This window comes from Sphingobacterium sp. SGG-5 (assembly GCF_011043525.1).
GTDB lineage: Bacteria > Bacteroidota > Bacteroidia > Sphingobacteriales > Sphingobacteriaceae > Sphingobacterium.
In genome coordinates, this window is record NZ_JAAKGO010000001.1 from 81,168 (window position 1) to 100,047 (window position 18,880).

At 42.4% G+C, this 18,880-nt stretch carries 18 protein-coding genes; 3 read left to right on the plus strand and 15 right to left on the minus strand.

Going from position 1 to position 18,880, the window contains the following annotated elements:
• The first annotated feature begins 143 nt into the window (after positions 1-143).
• On the plus strand, positions 144-761 hold the full coding sequence (locus tag G5B30_RS00305) for an OmpH family outer membrane protein (RefSeq protein ID WP_165317958.1): 618 nt from the start codon (positions 144-146) through the stop codon (positions 759-761).
• Positions 762-889: 128 nt separating this feature from the next.
• The gene (locus tag G5B30_RS00310; protein ID WP_165317959.1) at positions 890-1,795 is read left to right on the plus strand and encodes a CorA family divalent cation transporter; all 906 of its coding nucleotides are present in this window, start codon (positions 890-892) and stop codon (positions 1,793-1,795) included.
• Here G5B30_RS00310 and tsaB read toward each other — a convergent pair.
• The 5 genes from tsaB to mscL form a co-directional block, all read right to left on the minus strand.
• A complete protein-coding gene (gene tsaB / locus G5B30_RS00315) occupies positions 1,792-2,493 on the minus strand; it encodes a tRNA (adenosine(37)-N6)-threonylcarbamoyltransferase complex dimerization subunit type 1 TsaB (RefSeq protein WP_165317960.1) in 702 nt (233 codons plus the stop codon). The genes G5B30_RS00310 and tsaB overlap by 4 nt on opposite strands.
• A gap of 10 nt (positions 2,494-2,503) precedes the next feature.
• A complete protein-coding gene (gene yidD / locus G5B30_RS00320; protein WP_165317961.1) occupies positions 2,504-2,755 on the minus strand; it encodes a membrane protein insertion efficiency factor YidD in 252 nt (83 codons plus the stop codon).
• Entirely contained in the window at positions 2,742-3,125 is a 384-nt protein-coding gene (locus G5B30_RS00325) for a ribonuclease P protein component (protein ID WP_165317962.1), read from the minus strand. The genes yidD and G5B30_RS00325 overlap by 14 nt, the downstream gene beginning before the upstream one ends.
• Before the next feature lie 54 nt (positions 3,126-3,179).
• Entirely contained in the window at positions 3,180-3,338 is a 159-nt protein-coding gene (rpmH, locus tag G5B30_RS00330) for a 50S ribosomal protein L34 (protein WP_081643199.1), read from the minus strand.
• A gap of 119 nt (positions 3,339-3,457) precedes the next feature.
• A complete protein-coding gene (gene mscL, locus G5B30_RS00335) occupies positions 3,458-3,865 on the minus strand; it encodes a large-conductance mechanosensitive channel protein MscL (protein WP_165317963.1) in 408 nt (135 codons plus the stop codon).
• 152 nt (positions 3,866-4,017) lie between these two features.
• On the opposite strand from mscL, the gene G5B30_RS00340 reads away from it, so the two are divergent.
• Positions 4,018-4,659, plus strand: a complete 642-nt coding sequence (locus tag G5B30_RS00340) for a response regulator transcription factor (RefSeq protein ID WP_165317964.1) — start codon at positions 4,018-4,020, stop codon at positions 4,657-4,659.
• A 62-nt stretch (positions 4,660-4,721) separates the two neighbouring features.
• Here the strand turns inward: G5B30_RS00340 and ftsZ are convergent, their stop codons facing one another.
• The 10 genes from ftsZ to G5B30_RS00390 form a co-directional block, all read right to left on the minus strand.
• Positions 4,722-6,458, minus strand: a complete 1,737-nt coding sequence (gene ftsZ / locus G5B30_RS00345; RefSeq protein WP_165317965.1) for a cell division protein FtsZ — start codon at positions 6,456-6,458, stop codon at positions 4,722-4,724.
• A gap of 137 nt (positions 6,459-6,595) precedes the next feature.
• Positions 6,596-7,960, minus strand: coding sequence for a cell division protein FtsA (gene ftsA, locus G5B30_RS00350; protein ID WP_165317966.1), 1,365 nt, complete (start codon positions 7,958-7,960; stop codon positions 6,596-6,598).
• A gap of 34 nt (positions 7,961-7,994) precedes the next feature.
• Positions 7,995-8,813, minus strand: a complete 819-nt coding sequence (locus G5B30_RS00355; protein WP_165317967.1) for a cell division protein FtsQ/DivIB — start codon at positions 8,811-8,813, stop codon at positions 7,995-7,997.
• A 2-nt stretch (positions 8,814-8,815) separates the two neighbouring features.
• Positions 8,816-10,177: a UDP-N-acetylmuramate--L-alanine ligase gene (murC, locus tag G5B30_RS00360; protein ID WP_165317968.1), complete on the minus strand. Its 1,362-nt coding sequence runs from the start codon at positions 10,175-10,177 to the stop codon at positions 8,816-8,818.
• A 4-nt stretch (positions 10,178-10,181) separates the two neighbouring features.
• Positions 10,182-11,291 carry an undecaprenyldiphospho-muramoylpentapeptide beta-N-acetylglucosaminyltransferase gene (gene murG, locus G5B30_RS00365; RefSeq protein WP_165317969.1) on the minus strand — a complete coding sequence of 370 codons (1,110 nt, stop codon included), beginning with the start codon at positions 11,289-11,291 and terminating at the stop codon, positions 10,182-10,184.
• A gap of 96 nt (positions 11,292-11,387) precedes the next feature.
• On the minus strand, positions 11,388-12,584 hold the full coding sequence (locus tag G5B30_RS00370; RefSeq protein WP_165317970.1) for an FtsW/RodA/SpoVE family cell cycle protein: 1,197 nt from the start codon (positions 12,582-12,584) through the stop codon (positions 11,388-11,390).
• A 95-nt stretch (positions 12,585-12,679) separates the two neighbouring features.
• A complete protein-coding gene (murD, locus tag G5B30_RS00375; RefSeq protein ID WP_165317971.1) occupies positions 12,680-14,053 on the minus strand; it encodes a UDP-N-acetylmuramoyl-L-alanine--D-glutamate ligase in 1,374 nt (457 codons plus the stop codon).
• Between the two features lie 9 nt (positions 14,054-14,062).
• Positions 14,063-15,307: a phospho-N-acetylmuramoyl-pentapeptide-transferase gene (mraY, locus tag G5B30_RS00380; protein ID WP_165317972.1), complete on the minus strand. Its 1,245-nt coding sequence runs from the start codon at positions 15,305-15,307 to the stop codon at positions 14,063-14,065.
• A gap of 4 nt (positions 15,308-15,311) precedes the next feature.
• Positions 15,312-16,766, minus strand: a complete 1,455-nt coding sequence (locus G5B30_RS00385) for a UDP-N-acetylmuramoyl-L-alanyl-D-glutamate--2,6-diaminopimelate ligase (protein WP_206366961.1) — start codon at positions 16,764-16,766, stop codon at positions 15,312-15,314.
• Between the two features lie 3 nt (positions 16,767-16,769).
• A complete protein-coding gene (locus tag G5B30_RS00390; RefSeq protein WP_165317973.1) occupies positions 16,770-18,878 on the minus strand; it encodes a penicillin-binding protein in 2,109 nt (702 codons plus the stop codon).
• Positions 18,879-18,880: the final 2 nt, after the last annotated feature.

Below are 18,880 nucleotides of genomic sequence, written 5' to 3' on the forward strand. Positions count from 1 at the left end.
CAAAAAATATGCACTTTCGCAAGTACGAAAAAACCGGTTAACGTGTAGAAGATAAACTTTTTTTGAAGGATTGTGAGGGAATAAAATGGTTTTTTAAGTTTTTTATAGTAGGTTTGTTGCTTTATTGCGAAAATAGACAAACGATGAATAAATTCTTATCACATTTCACTAAAACAACTTTTGGGATAGCAGTAATTGCAGGCGCAGTTGCATGTAATCAAAATCCCGGTTCGATACATGCTCCGGCAAACGCCGACAGCACAAAAACTGCCCCTGTTCAAAAAGAAAAGATTGTCTATGTAAACTCAGACACGCTTTCAGAGCAATATGGCTATTTTAAGGACATTAGAGCCCGATTGGAAGATAAAGCAAAAAAAGCACAAAGCAATCTACAGGCAAAAGGACAAGCTTTTCAACGGGAAATCGCAGAGGCTGAAAAAAATGCGGCAACGATGAGTGCTGCTGAACGTCAGGCGACGGAGGAAAGACTCGCACGCAAACAACAGGAGCTTGCGCAATTGAATCAAAACGCGTCAAATTCTTTAGCACAGGATGAAGCAACGGAATTCAATGCTGTATATACAACCATTACAGAATATCTCAAGAAGCACGCCGAAGAGAAAGGCTATAGATTCGTGTTGACCTATTCCCAAACGAACCCAGCCGTGTTATACGCGGACCCTGAACTTGACATCACGAAGGAAGTTTTAGATGCACTCAACAAGGAATATAGTGCTAAGAAAACTACTGAAAAGAGGTAACCATCAATTTCTTCAAAACTTTTAGAAAGCGGAGCACCCCAAGTGTCTCCGCTTTTTTTGAAAGCGCCTGTTTTCAAGTTTTATTTCTCAAGGTCAATCGTTATTTTTAAGGATCTTAATATTTCGTCATGACCACAACAGTCCTCCGCACACCAGACAACAATTTTGATTGGATCGACATCACCAATCCAACGGTTGAAGACTTCGCCGAGTTGAAGATCAAATATAATCTGCATGAAGCGTCTATTAAAGATTGTATTGAAACAGGACACCTTCCGAAGATTGAGGAATTTGAAAATTACCACTTTTTAATCATCCGGTCTATTCCAAAAATCTTAGCGAACGATTCAGACTCTCTGATCGAAGTGACCGAACGTATTTCTATTTTCTACGCAGAGGATTTTCTAATTACGGCACATCGCCATGAAATAGAATTCTTAAAAGACTTGGGGAGCTTGAAGAAAGACCATAAGAAACTTCAATCCAGCAAAAGCTTGGTCAATACGCTGGTCTCTTCCGCATTAAAAACTTTTGAAGATCTTGTCCTAGGCAAAATGGCTGAACAGCTGGATGAATATGAAGAAACTGTTTTTCTGCACAGACGTAGGAAGCCTTTCCTAAAAAAGCTCTATTATATTAAAAGGCAGATAGACGTGATCCGAAGTGTACTGACGCTTTACAAGGACATTGTTGATTATTTCCATATGCCCCAATATCGAAATATTTATACGCAGGATCTACGCGATCTTTTTTCGAGAACAAATACACTGTACCGCAATATCGCTGAAAACACCTCTCAGCTACTCTCCATCTATTTTAATATAGAATCCAACCATACCAATGAGATCATGCGGACGCTGACCATTATCTCCGTATTTTTTATGCCGCTTACTTTTATTGTCGGGGTGTATGGAATGAATTTCAAATATATGCCTGAGTTGGAGTGGAAGTATGGATATGCAGCAGTTTTATTAGCCATGGTGGTTTTATCTGCACTCATTTATTATTGGTTTAGAAAGAAGAAATGGCTCTAAGCTAAATTTTGCTTTTTCGGTGTAGTGGCCACAAACTCCTTCAGATAGAAAGGCTCAAAGTAGATCATATCTTCAAAATCCCTATCTATATATTTCTGCCAAGCGGCGCGCGTTAAATACGCGGAGGAATGTCTATATGCGGTATCTATGGCAATAGCCGGATCCGATTCAAACAGCTCTTTGAACTTATTCGCTCCCGAACCAAAAAGCACTATTTTTTTATTGTTGTAAGCCTCAAAGCTATCTTTAGTGATAATTTGAGCAGATGTGTCGAAACGGACATCTCCACGCTTATCAAATATAGACATATACACTTCCATTCTGCGCGCATCTATCATCGGGCAAAACAGATCGTATGAACTGTCTGCTTGGACAAGCTGATAGCCGTCAAACATACTATGTAAAGTATGGATAGCAATCAAAGGCAAATTTAAGCCATAACAAATCCCCTTAGCAGTGGAAACACCGATACGCAAACCTGTATAAGATCCAGGCCCCATACTCACTGCAACTGCAACTATATCTGAAAACGAAGCGTTATTACGACGCAGGATTTCATCAATAAACAAAGTTAATTTCGAAGCGTGCTCATTGGGTTCGGCAGCCGTTATGGTATCGATCAAACCTCCCGAAGCGCTTATCGAAACAGAGCAAACCTCTGTAGCCGTATCTATTTGCAGGATATATTGATTACGCATATAAATTTATTTATGGAACGGGGTCATACCCATGCCCTCCCCAGGGATGACAACGCATTATCCGCTTCAAGGCCAACCACCCTCCTTTGAAAGGACCGTACTTAAGAATTGCCTCCCGGCCATACTGCGAACAGGTCGGTGTATAACGGCAATTTGCACCTAATAATGGTGATATAAAAATTTGATAAAATCGTATGAGCAAAAGAAAAAGCGACCGGAACAGGTATAAGATCGCTTTCCATATCCCATTAGCAAACTTCATGAACAAGCTGATTTAGACTTTCCTTCATTTTAAGCATATATTCATTAAATGGTATCTCCTTATCAGAAAGATACTGAATAGCCAGCAACAAATTTACAGACTGTGGCTGAATTTTGGAAAGTAAAATCTCACTTCTTTGTAGGCGATACACCTCCCTTATCTTACGTTTGATCTTATTACGCATAACGGCGCGCTTCATCTTGCGCTTTGGAACCGAAATCAAAACCTGTACACCAACAGGGAGTTCTTCGGCTACCGGCAGATATACAATCCGAAAGGGGTATACAATAAAAGAAGAACCGTTATGGAATAGACTGTTAATTAAACGCCTACTGCATAACCGTTCTTCTTTTCTAAATATCCTTTTCATATCGATGACTATTGGCTAACAAGACACCCTGTCCCAGTCACCGGTTGTAAAAATTTACCCTTTGTGACGATATTCGTCCGAAACAGAAAGGCGTTTTCTACCCTTTGCTCTACGAGAAGCTAATACTCTTCTACCATTAGCTGTACTCATACGCTCTCTAAATCCGTGCTTATTTCTTCTTTTTCTTTGCGAAGGCTGAAATGTTCTTTTCATGACGCTATATATTTTAAATATTTTATTCCTTAGAGGAACGCAAAGGTAGTATTTTTTTTAAAACAATCAAATACATACAGCAAAAACATTCACCATAAAAAAGAACAGCACCCTGGTGATTATTTATTCCGGAGGATATCTCTAATTTCGGTCAAAAGTGTTTCCTCTTTCGACGGGGCAGGGGCCGCTTCAGGCACAGCTTCTTCTTTGCGTTTCAATGAATTCAGTCCCTTTATCACTAGGAAAATACAAAAGGCTATAATTAAAAACTGAATAATAACATTTATAAAATTACCATACTTCAAAGCTACCTCTTCTACGCCCGCAGACTCATTTGCCGCCGTGAGAACGTACTTCAGCTCGCCAAAATCCACCCCTCCTGTTATATATCCAATTGGAGGCATGATAATATCATCTACCAAGGATGTAACTATTTTCCCAAAAGCACCACCTATAACAACACCGACGGCCAGATCTACAACGCTACCGCGCATTGCAAACTCTTTAAACTCTTTAAGAAATCCCATATTTTATATCTTTTTTGTTATCTATACAATTATAACGATAAAATCTTTATATTTGATTATATCGATACTCAAAAAAATAGATTTTAATAAGAACATCTACATTTTTAAAATTAAAATTTGGGTATTTACACAATTTCATTTATTATCGTAGCATGAAAAAGATACTTATAGCGGATGACCATAGTATTGTCAGGCTCGGAGCTTCGGTAATCATACAAGGCACTTATAGCGACGCTGAAATTACACATGCAACAACTTATAAGGAGATTTTCGATCATCTAATGCAAAGCCAATTCGATTTATTGCTGCTCGACATCAACATGCCTGGCGGCAATAACATCAAGGTTATTAAGGAAATTATCGATCTTCAAAATGACCTGAAGATATTAGTCTTCTCTTCTTATGACGAAAACATCTACGCCTTGCGATACATAGAAGCAGGAGCGGCGGGTTATCTCAATAAAAATACGGCAATGGACGAATTAGGGACCGCAATTCAAAGCATCCAGGAGCGCGGCAAATACATGTCGCCTTCTATACGAGATCTCTATGTCCAAACCCTGATTACGAACAAATCTGCTGCCCAAGCTGCTAATCCTTTACACAAATTGTCTAATCGGGAAATGGACGTAGCAAAGCATTTAATCGATGGGCATGGGATTCTCGAAGTCTCTTCTTTGCTCAATTTAAGCTCTTCGACGGTAAGCACTTATAAAAGTCGGATTTTTGAAAAACTCCAAGTAAACAACATCCCCGAATTGATTGAATTATTCAAATTACATGCTGTTGAATAGACCTAAAAAAGAAAGGTAGCATCTCTGCCACCTTTCAAAAACATGAGTATTAAATTATCGTTTTAATCTACGTTATCGTGTAAGAACGAGTTATTCGACCTTATTTCAGTAGTGCCTTCATCAAAAGACAAGGTAAATCGGGAGACTTGCGAATCGGATGAATGTGGGACGTCTTCTAACGTCTTTTGCTTTCTTTTATACGCCGGTTCGCTTTCTAATTCTTGTAGACCATTTGAAGACTTCAGTTTCATACTTAATTCCTTCAAACGCAAGATACGCTCTTTAGTCTTCAGCAACTGATCTTCAAAATTAGCATCCGCTACTTTCTCCGTCTCTTGATGCGTCGTTTCAACATGTTCAGAAGAAACAGCCTCATTTTCTACAATAGAATCAACTTCATGTGCCACTTCTTCATTCGCTACCTGCTCGTAGGCATCAAAAACTGTCGGCAGTTTAAATTCAAAAACCGAAGGTCTGGTGGTGAGCTTAAAACCTGAGGTATCTTCGTCATTACTCACATTTCCTTCATCCGATTTTTCTTCCGTATCCAATGTATAGCGGACAACTTCCGTCTCTGTCTCCGCTTGAACTGAATTTACAGGTGAAGAAGTAGAATCGCCATACCGATTTGCCAACGAAAACAAATCTGCCTGCGGCGCACTTGTTGGTAGTTCGGATGAAGCAACAGGAGTCTGTATAGGCTTAATAAATTCGCTTTGCTGGACAGGTTTTTCAACAAATTGATTTTGAACCACGGGTTTAATATAAGGAGTCGTAGGCTCCGGAGTTAAAGGTATCGCAATTTTTTCATTTTCCTTCTCCTTAATCCGCTCTTCTGAAGTCTGGAAGCCAGTCGCTATAATCGTTACAGAAAGCTCCTCTTCCAAAGTTTCATCAATACAATTACCCCATATCAAATCGGCTGTAAGTCCTGCTTTTTCCTGAATATAATCCGTAATAATAGACACTTCGTCCATCGTTACTTCCTTCGTACCAGACGTAATATTCAGCAAGATATAACGGGCACCTTCAATTTCGTTATCTTTCAATAAAGGCGACGCAAGTGCACCCGTAACGGCTTCAATGGCTCGGTTATCTCCCGCGGCGACATGATTACCCATAATAGCTACTCCGCTGTCATTCATTACAGTCCGCACATCCTTAAAGTCGACATTAACATAACCCGGTATAGTAATGATTTCAGCAATCCCTTTCGCCGCGGTAGTCAGTATATCATCCGCTTTGGCAAACGCTGCTGTCATTGTTAAGTTGCCGAATATTTCACGCAGCCGATCATTGGAAATCACCAGATACGAATCAACATACTTACGCAACTCCTCCAACCCCTCTTCCGCTTGAGAGCGTCGCTTTTTTCCTTCGAAAGCAAATGGCGTCGTAATGATGGCAACGGTCAGTATACCCATTTCTTTGGCTGCCTTCGCAAGTACAGGACTAGCTCCTGTGCCGGTACCGCCACCCATACCTGCCGTGATAAACAACATTTTGGTGTTGGTACCTAACATTCTTTTAATATCGTCGATACTTTCGATAGCCGAATTCTCGCCAACATCCGGATCTGCTCCAGCCCCCATACCCTCGGTCAAACTCGCGCCCAACTGCACCTTATTCGGAATAGGACTCAGCTCAAGAGCCTGAGCATCCGTATTACATACGATAAAATCTACACCACTGATTCCTTGCTTGTACATGTGGTTGACAGCGTTGCCACCACCACCACCTACGCCTATTACCTTGATAATCGACGACTGCTCTTTTAACATTTCAAATTGTATCGACATAAATATCCTGTTTCTTATAAAACCTCGGCCTTTACAGCCAACCTAAACCCAAGTTTCCAATGTAATAATACCAAAAATATGCACATCAGTTTTCCACATGTGTTAATTTGTGGAAAAATATCCAACATGTTGAAAAATTACTTTTTACCAATAAAGGTATCGTCATCATATTGTGCGTCGTCCTTGATAAATTCAGAGATAATTTTTGTAAACCAACTTTCTTTTTTACTCTGTTTTTCGGCAATATCAAGAACGGTTGCCTTCTGTGCTTTTCGGGAAACCTTTTCTTCCTGCAACTTTTCATCACCTTCATAATCCTGAATTCCCTTCATCAATAACCCGATACTTGTTGCATACATCGGACTTTTCATCTCTTCAAATGTCTGCTTACTCAGCATCTCGGTTTTAGCCAAGTATTCGTTGGGATATCCAATACGACACTCAATTCCCGTGATATATTCGACAAGTTGTACCAGGTGTTTCAATTGCGCTCCTCCTCCAGTAATAACGATTCCCGCAATGAGTTTATCTTCATATCCAGAAGACTTAATCTCATAATACACATGTTCGATAATCTCCTCCATGCGGGCCTGTATAATAAATGCCAAATTTTTTACGGAAATTTCTTTCGCTTCCCGACCACGTATACCCGGCACACATATCACTTCGTTCTCTTTGTTTTCATCCGCTAAAGCAGAACCGTAGCGTACTTTTAACTGCTCAGCCTGATTGCGTAATACAGCACAGCCTTGGCGGATGTCCTCGGTAACGATATTACCACCTAATGGTATAACCGCCGTGTGACGGATGATACCTTCATGGAAAATAGCCACATCTGTCGTACCTCCTCCGATATCAACCAACACTACCCCAGCCATCTTTTCCTCCTCATCCAATACAGCTTCGGACGACGCCAAGGGCTCCAGCACAAGAGAAGATACTTCCAGATCCGAATTATCAACGCATTTTTTGATATTTTTTATATCAGTCACACGCCCGGAAATGATATGAAAATTGGCTTCGATCCGACGTCCTGCCATCCCCACCGGTTCTTTAATCCCGGGTTCATTGTCAATGGTAAATTCCTGCGGTAATACATGAATAATTTCTTCACCGGGAGGCAAAACCAATTTATACATATCCGAAATTAATCGTTCTATATCATTGTGATTGATCTCGTCATCGTCTCCCTTGGTGAAAATTCCCCGGTGCTGAATACTTTTAATATGTTGCCCGGCTATACCTACATTCACCACTTTGATGTCGACATTCGACTGCCCTTCGGCTCCCGACACGGCCTCGCGAATACTGGAAACCGTTTTGTGGATATTCGCCACAACCCCACGGTTTACCCCAGCAGACTCTGCTTTACCAACTCCTAATAATTCGATCTTGTTGCTACCACTACGACGACCCACGGTAACACAAATCTTCGTTGTACCGATATCCAACCCAACGATGATTGGATTTTCTTTTTCAATTTCTGTCATTCTTGGTTTCATATGCTGTAATTATGCTGTAATTATGCTGTAATTTTTAATTTCGTGCGTTAATTTTCATTTTTAAGCTGTCAATAAACCAGTCTCCACGACGCTCACAAATAATCTGCCCGCCATACTTTACGTTGACTTTCTCATACGCTTCAGACCCTACTTTGGGCAAGATATTTCTATAATAAACTTCTAATCTGTCTAGTTTATATTGTAATGAATCGGCATTACCGATAATTAAAATCTCTCTTCCTACCCGAGGTATCAATTCAATATCACGTTGCTCGTTGACATACATTTGCACAATCTGATTAGCCCAAAGCTCATTTCCGCGGACGTGTTTTACAATATCCACTAAATCCAACACAATATCCGATTCTACACTTTCCAACGGTGTATTATAAAATTCGCTGATATTACCATTGGCGACCAACACATGGGGTACATATTTTAATGTAGTCGGAATTTTCTTATTTTGTGTATCCACATAATATTCCTTGCCCTGCTTATTTATAACACGAAGTAAGACTTCCCGTTGTTTCACAGCGACCTGTAACAGGCCATTCATATCGGTATGAACAGATGCATCTGCCACATAAGGCAGCGCTTTCAACGTACTTTCTATTTTTCCAATGTCGATGCTATTCAATTTTTGTCCAACAACTATGCCGTGGTTATTCGAAATCAACTTAACAATATCCTGCTGATCGATAAAAGTCTCCTTTCCTTGGATGATCACCTGAAGTGATTCGCAAACCTGTGCGTCACCTTTTTCAGACACCAGCCCCATTAGTAAAATAAGCCCGACCAGGGATCCGGTCCCCAGCAAACTATAAAATACTAAACTCCATCGTAGGCGTCTCATGTCTATTTATTATTTTCTAATATCCTTTTAATAGGTTGTACCAAACGATCAATATCTCCCGCCCCCATCGTAACCACCAATTCCGGTTTTTCCTCCTCGATGATATTCAACACTTCCTGTGGAGTCACTAAACGTTTATTTTCCAAGGCAACCTGATCGAGTAACCATTGCGAGTCCACCCCCTCGATCGGAAGCTCCCGTGCCGGATAGATCTCCATAAGCAACAGCTCGTCCGCCATCGCCAACACCTCTGCAAATCCGTCTACAAAATCACGCGTGCGACTAAACAGATGGGGCTGAAACACAACTGTCAGCTTCTTATTAGGATAGAGCTTCTTTATAGAACTCAAAAAAGCACGTAATTCTTCCGGATGGTGTGCATAGTCATCAATATATATATGCGATTCGCTCTTGACAATATATTCGAACCGCCGCTTTACACCTTTGAAATTAGCTAAGGCAACAACCACCTTTTCCTGATCTATACCGAGTAGAAAGGCTACAGTGACGGCGGCAACAGCATTTTCTACGTTGTGAAGGCCGGGAAGACCCAATTTGATTCCTTTTATGCACATTTCACCGTTCACATAGTCAAAATAGAAGTCGCCGTCAATAATTTCGATATTTCTTGCATATGCCTTTGCCTCGGCCTGCTCCCGACTATAGCTGATATCTCCGACGAATGGCAAGCCCAACTTGACAATACGTTTGCCGCCTTCGACGACCCGATCCAAATACAGTTCAAAAGACCGAATGAGGTGTGAGCGGTCTCCATAGATATCCAAATGATCGGCGTCGGCAGACGTTATCACCGCAATATTCGGATGTAGCGTAAGAAACGAGCGGTCGTATTCATCAGCTTCAACCACGATGACGTTATTCTCTCCAAAAAGCACATTGGTATTGTAATTCGAACTAATCCCACCCAAAAAAGCCGAGCAATCGTATCCTGAATCTTTGAGGATATGCGCGATCATTGTCGAAGTTGTTGTCTTGCCATGCGTTCCGGCTACTCCTATGGTGAATCGATTAGCACTCAGTAAACCCAAAACTTCAGAACGTTTAAAAAGATCAAAACCCCGCTGCTCAAACCACTGCTTAATCTTCAAGTCTTTCGGTACTGCCGGTGTAAAAATAATCAGGTTTTCTGTAGCAGGATGTACAAAATCAGACGGAATCCTATCCACATCATCAGTGTATATAATAGACATACCCTCCTCCACCAAAGCGGCAGTCAGTTCCGTTTCCGTCCGATCATAACCGTATACTGCACATCCCAATTGATGAAAGTAGCGCGCCAATCCGCTCATCCCAATCCCCCCTATGCCTAATAAATATACTCGTTTGACCTGATCGATATTCATATTCCTACGCTATTAATTTTAACACTTCTCTCGCAATAACTTCGTCGGCATCCGGCAAAGCCATTTTTTTAATTTCCCGACTTAATGCTGCGCATTGTTCTTCATCGGTAAGGAGCCGTAGCACCATTTCCAATAAATTGTCAAGAGCCATATCATCTGCTATGGTCAGCGCAGCACCCTTGGATACCAGTGCCTGGGCATTCTTTGTCTGATGGTCTTCTGCAACGTTTGGAGAAGGTACCAATATGGCAGGCTTCCCGACCATACACAGCTCCGAGATAGTCCCAGCACCTGCCCGGGCAACAATCACATCGGCGGCGGCATAGGCATAATCCATACGCTCCAGGAAGGGGACCACATGAATTTTAGAAGGTATCCCCCCTTCTCTAAGTTCTAAAAGTGACATTACTTCTTCATAATACATGCTTCCACACTGCCAGATGACCTGGATGTCGGGTCTATCCACTATTTTTTCAAATGACTTCAACATAAAACGATTCAGCGTTCCCGCCCCCAAACTACCGCCCATAATTAACACGGTATTCCTTCCCTCCCACAGATTGAAAAAGTCAAGTGCTTCCTTTTTCTTTCCTTCTATATCTACCGCTGCCCGTCGAATGGGATTACCCGTCAGCAAAATTTTATCAGCAGGAAAAAATTTATTCATTCCATCATAAGCAACACAAATCTTTTGTGCGTCCTTCCCTAACATCTTATTTGTCTTTCCGGCGAAGGAATTCTGCTCCTGTATCAAAATAGGTATCCCCAACCTGTTTGCCACGATAAGCAACGGACCCGAGGCAAACCCGCCCACACCGACAGCCGCTTGTGCACCAAATCGCTTAATCACTTTTCGAGCTTTCCACAAACTCTTAATCAACTTAAAAGGAAGCACCAAATTATTGAGCCAAGAAAACCTGTCTATCCCCTGTATATCCAAGCCTACAATCTCATACCCTGCTGCCGGAACTTTCTCCATCTCCATACGTCCATTAGCACCTACGAACAAAATTTCTATATCCGGTTGTATACGACGCAAAGCATTGGCAATCGCTATCGCCGGAAAAACATGTCCTCCAGTACCTCCACCACTTATGATTATTTTATGTCCCATTCTATTTAGTATTGAGTATAACGTACTGCGTATTGAGATACTAACTCATTAAACTTTAAACCTCGCAATACGCAAATCGCACTACGCATATCTATTCTACGCCACCGTTCCGATCACTACTTTTCTAGCTCTCGGCTCTTCCTCCAATTCTTGTTTTCCTTTTAATTCTTCTATATTTCGACTTACGGATAAGATAATGCCCAATGCTATACTTGTAAAAAGGATCGAAGTCCCCCCCATACTGACTAAAGGTAACGGCACCCCGGTGACAGGTCCCAATCCTACGGCGACAGCCATATTAGCCAATGCCTGAATAGTCAGGCTAAAACCCAATCCAGCAGCAAGAAATGCCCCAAAGGCACGTGGGCTCATGGTCACGATACGAATGCAACGGTACATAAGCGCCAAATAGAGAAATAATAACACCACACCGCCGACGGTTCCATATTCTTCAATGATGATGGCAAAAATAAAATCCGAATAAGGGTGCGGTAATACGTTCCGCTGTATACTGTTGCCCGGACCTTTTCCGAACAGCCCGCCTGTTGCAATAGCAATTTTCGCATTATTAGCCTGATAATTTTTATCTTCCTGAAAGGGAACATGCCCTTCCGTGACTTCCTCGGTCTTAAAAAAGCCTTCAACCCGGCTGATGTAAGTCGCCCGTCTTGGCCCTAGAAACACAACCAACAACAATAAGACTCCCCCTCCGGCACAAACAACTGCAATCTGCTTAAAACTAACCCGTCCGATCAGTAGCAACAGTACACTCGTACCAAACAACATCAATGCCGTAGATAAGTTAGCCCATGCTATTAACACAAAAACCAGACAAACGGTACCCATAATTGGCACAAAAGATTTTTTCAGATCCTTGATTTCGAGGGCCTTTCGCGACAACATTCTCGCTAAAAATGTAATTAAAGCCAGTTTAGCTAAATCCGAAGTCTGAAAAGTCTGGTTAATAACCGGGATAGTAACCCAACGTGAAGCATCATTGACCGTCTCACCGAATACCAACGTATAAAGCAACAGCGGGATGGTAATCATCATGAGCAACTTCGAAATACCGGCGTACCATTTGTAATCCAATTTATGCGACAAGTACATCAAAATCCAGCCCACCACAATGATGGAAAAGTGCTTCACCAGATACAACTCGGTACCTTTGCCTTCTTTATAGGCTAATGTCCCGACTGAACTGTATACAGCTAACAAGGACCATACGGATAAGATGATCACAATGATCCAGATCCATTTATCACCTCTTAACTTTGAAAATACCTGTTCCATTTTTTTAGTATTGAGTAGAGCGTATTGCGTATGGAGACAACAGTCTCGCAATACCTGCCTACCGCAGGCAGGCGCATATCGCAATACGCCCATCGTTATAATGCCATCACGGCTTCCTTAAACCGATCGCCCCTTTCTTCATAATTTTTAAACCAATCAAAACTTGCGCAGGCTGGTGAAAGCAACACTGTATCGCCTTTGCGTGCCAGATGCGAGGCCATATGTACCGCGTCTTCAATCGACGAACTATTGACGATGACTTCGACATCTTCTTCAAAAGCATCATGTATACGCGAAGTATCTTTCCCGATACAGATAATAGCCTTTACTTTTTGCCGTACCAGATCACGCAGCATTTCATAATCATTTCCTTTATCCACTCCGCCCAATAGCAAAATAATATCGGGAGAGAAGCTTTCTAAGGCATACCAAACCGAGTTGACGTTTGTGGCTTTCGAATCGTTGATATAATTCACACCACCGATATAAGCGACATGTTCCAGACGATGTGCTATATTGACGTACGATCCCATACTCTCCTTCATCGTCTGATTACGCAATTCCTGTACCTTACCCACCAGGCCCGATGCCATGTTGTTATAGGTGTTGTGCTTTCCTTGTAATGATAACTCTTCAATGTTCATAGCAAACGCTTCTCTATTAGGTATATTAATGATAATATTATTGTTCTTATCCAAAGATGATCCCTGGGCTAAGCTTTTCTTCTGCGACATCGGCAACTGTATAGCTTTTACCTGCATACGAGGCAGCGCTTTCATGGTTTCGTCGTCATCCGCACAATAGATAAAATAATCGCTATTTGTTTGATTTTGAATAATACGGAACTTGGAGTTCACATACTTCTCCATATCGTAATCATAGCGATCCAGATGATCCGGAGTGATATTCAACAGCACCGCGACATCGGCTCTAAAATGATACATATCATCGAGCATAAAACTCGATATCTCTAATACATAAACATCAAACTGTGCCCGGGCCACCTGCAGCGCAAAGCTTTTTCCGATATTACCGGCCAACCCGACATGCACCCCGCCCTGCTGCAACATATAGTATGTCAACATTGTGGTTGTTGATTTGCCGTTGGATCCCGTAACACAAATTAGCTTAGCATCGGTGTATTGTGCTCCAAACTCAATCTCTGAAATGACAGGAACTCCCTTTGCCCTTAATTTTTTTATCAATGGGGCCTGCTCCGGAATCCCCGGGCTCTTCACGACTAAGTCAGCATGCAGTATTTGCTCCTCCGTATGCTTCTCCATCTCAAAACGAATGCCTTCCTCTTCCAATTGTACACGGTAGCTTTCAGCTATTGTTCCACGATCCGACACAAACACATCGAAGCCTCTATCCTTCCCGAGGATCGCTGCTCCCACACCACTCTCACCAGCGCCTAAGACAACCAAATGTCCGGACTGTGGATAATATGTATGTGCTATGTTTCCCATATCGCCTTTCTATCTAACCTTCAACGTTACAATTGTTAATATCGCCAAGATAACCCCGACGATGACAAATCGGGTAACTATCTTCGCTTCGTGATAACCCTTCTTTTGATAATGGTGATGTAATGGCGACATCAGAAAAATCCGCCGCCCTTCCCCGTACTTCTGCTTTGTATATTTGAAATAAGAGACTTGCATGATGACCGAAAGGTTTTCGATTAAGAAAACGCCACATAATATAGGAATCAGGAGCTCCTTACGGATCAAAATCGCAAAAGCAGCAATGATTCCGCCTATAGCCAATGATCCCGTATCTCCCATAAACACCTGCGCTGGATAAGCATTGTACCACAAAAATCCGGTACAGGCACCCACAAAAGCACCTGCGAAAATCACCAGTTCACCCGAATTAGGAATATACATGATATTCAAATAATCCGAAAAAATGATATTTCCCGACACATACGCCAGGATGGCCAACGTTATGCCGATAATGGCTGAGGTACCCGTCGCCAGACCATCGATGCCATCGGTAATATTGGCGCCATTCGATACCGCTGTCACAATAAAGACGACAACAACCAAAAACAAGATAAATGTTGCTGTTGCGCCCGTCAATCCTAATGCGTCCAATACCTTCGCATAATCGAATTCGTTATTTTTGTAAAAGGGTATATTGGTCTTCGTCGACTTGACATTTTCCGCATAAGTACGTTCCCCCGTCTGCGGGTTAATGACCACCTCGACGGGCTTGGCAGAGGTCGGATTTGACACCTGTTCCCGAACCACGATGTCTGGATGAAAATACATGGTAAATGCGATTAACGTACCTAACCCCACTTGGCCGATAACTTTAAACCGTCCGGCTAATCCTTCCTTATTCTTCCGAAAAACCTTAATATAATCATCCAGAAAACCGATCGCACCCATCCAGACTGTCGTTAAGATCATGATCAAGACGTAAATATTATCCAGTTTAGCAAATAAAACCGTTGGAATCAGTATACCCGCAATAATAATCAAACCACCCATAGTTGGCGTACCTTGCTTCTGTTTTTCACCTTCCAACCCCAAATCACGAACGGTTTCGCCGACCTGCTTCCGATGCAGCATATTAATTAACCGGCGGCCGAATACCGTTGTAATTATTAACGAAACAATAACAGCCATAGCAGTCCGAAAGGATATATATTGAAACAATCCAGATCCGGGAATGTGAAAATGCTCTTGCAGCCAAGTGAATAAATGATACAGCATATGCTTATTGTTCGTTAAATGTATTTTTTAGTTCTTCTTTATCATCAAAATGATGCTTTACGCCGTTAATATCCTGATATTTCTCGTGACCTTTCCCAGCAATCAGTACAATATCTCCACTTGATGCCAGATGACATGCTGCTCGGATGGCCTCCCGACGATCTGATATGCTGAACACATGTTTTCTTTGATCCGGGTTTACACCAGCCTCCATGTCCCGGATAATCTGTGCCGGATCTTCTGTTCTGGGATTATCCGAGGTAATAATCAATTTATCGCTATATTTAAGTGCTACTTTAGCCATTTCTGGACGTTTGGCCTTATCTCTGTCTCCCCCGCATCCTAATACCGTGATAATCTGTTGTCCGGGGATGCGCAAGTCACGAATCGTCTGTAAGACGTTCTCTACCGCATCGGGCGTGTGTGCATAATCTATAATAGCTGTGACACCTTTCTCCGAACGTAACGTCTCAAATCTTCCTTCGGCTCCCGATACTTCACTGATTGCTGTGAGCACTTTCGTTGTTTCCTGCTCCAATAATATGGCTGTACCATATACCGCTAAAATATTATAGGCATTAAAGCCTCCTACCAGCTTAACCCATACTTCTTGGTTATCGATCTGTAACAACATACCATCAAAATGGCTCTCCACAACCTTGGCTTTGAAATCCGCCACATGGTGCAAACCGTATGTTTTCTTATGTGCAAAAGTATTCTGCAACATGACCTGTCCGTTCTTATCATCGATATTGGTGAGGGCGAATGCAAACCTGTCCAGGTTATCAAAAAACTTTTTCTTTGCTTTGATATAATTACCAAATGTCTCGTGGAAATCCAGGTGATCGTGAGTAATATTTGTAAATATTCCACCTGCAAAATACAAGCCTGCTATACGTTGCTGGACAATGGCGTGAGAACTTACCTCCATAAAACAGTAATCACATCCTGAATCGACCATTTCCCGCAGCAGAGAATTCAATGTCACCGGATCCGGTGTAGTGTGAGTTGCCGGCACAGTTTTGTTCCCGATTTTATTTTCTACCGTCGAAAGAAGACCAACTTCATACCCAAGATTTTGGAACAGCTTAAATAGTAAGGTGCCGACAGTTGTCTTTCCATTTGTTCCGGTGACACCAACCAGCTTCAAATCTTTAGAAGGGTTCTGATAAAAATTAGCGGCCAACACACCTAACACGTAGGACGTATCTTCGACTAAAATATAACTTACTCCTTTCACCTCGTCTTTCGGAAATTCCTCGACCACTACCGCTGTGCACCCATGTGAAATAGCGCCATCGATGTACCTATGACCGTCGGTATGCACCCCACGCACCGCAACAAACAAGCTATTTTTCTCTACTTCTCTCGAATCAAAGCATACCGAGGTCATGTCCTTTTCTAAAGAACCATTCACCTGTATCACCGGCACGGCGTGTAGTAATGCTTTTAACTCCATAATTTAATTCAACTGAATAGCTACTTTTGTTCCTATTTTTAATTTCGTACCCGGTATGAGCGACTGCTCAACGACTTTCCCTTTACCATTGATATGCGCTTTGAATCCGGCATTTTCCATGGCAAATAGTGCATCCGCCAATCCCATCCCAACAACATCCGGCACAACACCCTCTTTTATATTCCGTTCTCTAAACGGAGCTCGAGTCGAATCAGATGTTCCTTGCGCGAGCAAATTCCAATTAAACCGGGTGTATCCCAGGGCTTCGTATACCCGTGTAGAGGCTTCCTTAGATCCTATTAAAGTCAACGGCATCGTTTCACCAGCCAGATTCACCTTTCGATGGGCAAACCCACCTTGTAACGTTAGATCATTCGCATAAACCATATCGGCCAATTCTTTGAATACCGGACCAGCGACCGAGCCACCATAATAACCATTTCGTGGATTACGGATAACGACTATCATCGAATATTTGGGATTATTCGCCGGAAAATAACCCGCAAACGACGATTGATATCTTCTCGCTCCGTATCCTCTTGAATCATCTGCCATTTGTGCCGTGCCGGTCTTTCCGGCAGAAGTATAAAGCGGACTAGCGAGCCTTTTACCCGTTCCTTCTGTCATAACCCCCTCCAACATACCCTGAATTTTACTTAGGGTTCCCTTCGAAACAATCTGTTTATTGATCACCCTGGCCTCAAACTTTTGCACCGTATTCCCTAAATGTTGAATCTCCTTTACGAACAGGGGTGCAACCATCTTCCCATTGTTCGCCACAGCGTTATACAACACAAGTGTCTGCAAAGGGGTAAGCTTAAGTTCGTACCCATACGACATCTGCACTAAAGACAGTTTACTCCAGCTTTTGCTCTTAGGCGTTTTGACAATGGGATGTGCTTCACCAGGAATCTGTAAGCCCAAAGGCTTGTTTAATCCCCAGCTATGCAGCTTCGATGTAAACCGGGCCGGTTGCTCCCCATAATACGTGTTAATGAGCTTCGTCACAGCCACATTCGACGATTCTTCAAAAGCTTCTTTAACCGTAACTTTCGATTTCTTCGGTGCGTGTGAATCTCGAATAGTGTGAGCAGGCACTTTATACGTACCATTTCCGATGTCTACAACGCTACTGGTATCGATATACCCATCGTCCAATGCGACCATATAGGAGGCTAACTTAAAGGTGGATCCGGGATCAGCACCCTGCGCAATGGCATAATTGTACTTTTCACGGTATTCACCATCTTTGTCTTTTGTAAAATTCGCTATCGCCCGTACCTCTCCAGTCTGGACCTCCATCAAAACCACACAACCGTTATCGGCATCACTGATCTTCAGCTGCTTTTCGAGGGCGCGCTGCGCCATATCCTGTATATGAACATCAATGGTCGAAATAATATCAGAGCCATCAACTGGAGCAACTTCTACCTCCCGGTTCAAGGGTACCCATACCCCACCGGCGATCCGTTGCATCATCTGCACACCGCTCTTTCCTTCGATATAATCGCCATATGCGCCTTCTAATCCCACCCGTACCTCATCGGTCTTATAACCAATAGTACGTGCTGCTAGATTCGTAAAGGGCAATATCCGCTTGTTTTGCCGCACAGCGACAAGACTTGTCGAAAACCTTTTCCTATTTTCTCGAAAATTGCTAAGCAATGGGAATGTCTTTACTATTTTTAAATCCTGATGTGAAACCGCTCTTTTAAGCAACACGTAACGTCGCTTTCTTACTCTTGATTCGCGAAGAAGAGCGGCGTATTGACGAGATGAACGGTCTTTAAAAAAACCAGCCAATTTAAAAGCCAACGAATCTACCTTTGAATTAAACACGTCATCGTATTCTGCCGGGATTGCCATGGCATCAAACCGAAGCTCATACTCCGGTACCGATGTTGCCAAGAGACTACCGTCATTGGAATAAATATTACCACGGGCTGCCTCTACTATTCTTTCCTGAATAGTAAGACTGTCCGCGATAGCACGCCACTCCCCACCATCCACATACTGCAAGTGAACAAGCTTGGCAAACACCGCCAAGGCTCCGAATACCATAAGCCCGAAAGCGATGTATACCCTAACTAATATGGTCTTCCGAATATTCACTC